Annotated in this window: 1 protein-coding gene; it reads left to right on the top strand. The window is 23.4% G+C overall.

Features of this window, described 5'->3' with window-relative positions:
* The first annotated feature begins 277 nt into the window (after window positions 1-277).
* Window positions 278-925: a hypothetical protein gene (locus U881_RS0100045; protein ID WP_024652870.1), complete on the top strand. Its 648-nt coding sequence runs from the start codon at window positions 278-280 to the stop codon at window positions 923-925.
* Window positions 926-1,340: the final 415 nt, after the last annotated feature.

Here is a 1,340-nt window from a genome sequence, read left to right as displayed (position 1 = left end):
TCAAAATGACAAACAAGAATACTTTACTCTTATCAACCTTTGCCATAAAACTTAATAAAAGCAAAGTAATTTGCCTTATTTCATTGGAAAAATATTACCAATATTTGTAATTAACAATATATTGATACTAATAAAATATATTATAAATAATAATAAGTCAATATCAAAACTAATAAATATTAATAAGCTTTAATCAATATCAACATAATCATATAAATACGCTTATAAACTTTGACTTATGTTAAAATATAAAAAAAATACTTGGAGGAATATTACCATGATAAAAATAAGTAATATTACATTATACAAAGTTGGAGAAGTAGTTGAAATATTGGAAAAAAAATATAATTATCGAACACTATCGCAAACTCTCTGCAAAAAAGCAACAATGTTAAACGCATATGTTGCGTACAACAATATCAGATATATTCCAGAAAATATAATCTGTCATTTAACCACAACAGTAAAACAACAAAAAACAAAAACATACATTCAAGCAATAATTCACAAAAAATTAGAAAATATAAGAGAAATTATAAGCATGCATGAACAAAAAGAAAACCTACCACCAATGAAAGCAATAACAAGAATCAAAAGCAATAACTATAATACAAAAACAATTGTTCAAGCATTAATACAGTTAAAAGAAGAGATGATAGAAATACAAGAAAAAACACAAGAAGAAATAAAAAATAAAGGTGATGAAATAACAACACTAAGAGAAGAAATAAAAAATAAAAGTGATGAAATAACAGCACTAAGAGAACAGATAAAAAAAATACAAGAAAAAACACAAGAAGAAACACAAGACGAGATACAAATAAGACTACTTAAAGAAGTCAAATCTAAATTAAATAATTTAATTTGCCAAGAATCAAAAAACATTTCTCATATAAAAAATAAAAAAAATATCTGCTCTATATAAAAATATAGACAGTCATAAAATCTCAAAAAAATTTACAGAATATTTAGACCAAATAAATGGTACTAACAAAAACAAAAAGCTAAAAACTTAAGCTTATCTTATTGACAATTATCCTACATTAATTTACAATGCTATCTATTATGATAATATATAGCATTGTAAACGTCTTATCACTTCAATTACTTGCTATTTTCAAAAAAATTGCATATAAAAAAATCACCTTGACCAAAGAACTAGTCAAAAGTGAAATTTTTATATAAAATAAAAAATAATAAATAATCCAAAGATCCCTTTTGGGAAATCTCAACTTTGGATTAAAACCAAAAACTTATGAATATAGTACCAAAAGAAACAAAAAATTTCAAATCCAACGGCACAAAAGGCCACATTAAATCAATACTAAAAAGTCTTGTTG

The organism is Borrelia persica No12, from assembly GCF_000500045.1.
GTDB lineage: Bacteria > Spirochaetota > Spirochaetia > Borreliales > Borreliaceae > Borrelia > Borrelia persica.
The sequence above is the reverse complement of the archived record's forward strand: the minus strand, read 5'-3'. Positions and strand labels throughout refer to the sequence as shown.